Raw genomic sequence first — 1,009 nt, 5'->3', positions numbered from 1 at the left:
CGACGAGCAGGGTGTCGGAGAACGCGCGGAAGGACGCCGCGGGGACGCCGCCGACCGTGACGGCGGTGGTGCGGGAGAGCGCGGTGCCGGTGACGAGGACGGTGGTGCCGCCCGCGACCGGCCCCGTCCGAGGGGAAACACCGGTGACGGCCGGAACGGCCACATAGGTGTAGAGCAGCCGGTTGCTGATCCCGCCGGTCGTGGTGACGTAGACCGGGACGGTGCCCGGCCCCGCGGCCGGGGGAGCGGCCACGAGGAGCTGCTGGTCGGAGACGGCGGTGGGGTGGGCGGTGGCGGCGCCGAAGTTCACCAGCAGCGCGGTGCTCAGGCCGTCGCCGCTCAGCTCGACGACGTTGCCCCCGCCGATCGGACCGGCGCTGGGCGCGATGCCTTGCAGGCTGGGCCAGTGGATGTAGAAGAAGTAGCCGATGCGGGCGCTGCCGCCGGGGGTGATGACGGTGACCGGCACCGCACCGGTACCGACGGGGGTCACGGCCATGATGGTCGCGTCGTCGAGGACGGCGAAGCTCGCCGCGGAGCGGGGACCGAAGCGCACGTCCGTGGCGCCGGTGAAGTGGTGACCGATGAGGGTCACGACCGTGCCACCGGTGTACGGACCCTGGTCGGGGAAGACGCCGGAGAAGCGGTTGAGGAGTTCTTCGAACGCCTCGAAGGGCCCGGTACGCAGCCCCGGGACGTCGGCCGCGGCCGTGAGGCGGGCGACGGTGAGCCCGGTGGGAAGGCCCGAGGCGCCCCGCACCACGAGCGGGGCCGCGACCCCGAGCGCGCGGGTGACCTGCCGGGACACCGGGTCGATGATGGCGACGCGCTTCCCGTGGCGGTCGGTGAGGATGATGAGCCCGTCCGGGCGATACGGAGTCAGCATGACGGCGCGCCTTCCACTCCTCCGGAAAGGATGGGCGGCCCGCCGGAATCTCAACGGACCCAGTAACCCATTCCGGTGAGGCGGCGGCAACACCGCGCATGGCGGACCACCCGAACGGCGGAG

Annotated in this window: 1 protein-coding gene; it reads right to left on the bottom strand. The window is 72.9% G+C overall.

Translation table 11 applies throughout. The features are described from left to right. A partial coding sequence (locus tag SSOG_RS05625; protein WP_009713244.1) for an IPT/TIG domain-containing protein occupies positions 1 to 886 on the bottom strand: 886 nt, incomplete at its 3' end. Between the last annotated feature and the right edge of the window lie 123 nt (positions 887 to 1,009).

It is taken from the genome of Streptomyces himastatinicus ATCC 53653, from assembly GCF_000158915.1.
Lineage (GTDB): Bacteria > Actinomycetota > Actinomycetes > Streptomycetales > Streptomycetaceae > Streptomyces > Streptomyces himastatinicus.
Note: the sequence above shows the minus strand (reverse complement) of the source record. Positions and strands in the feature narration are given on the sequence as shown.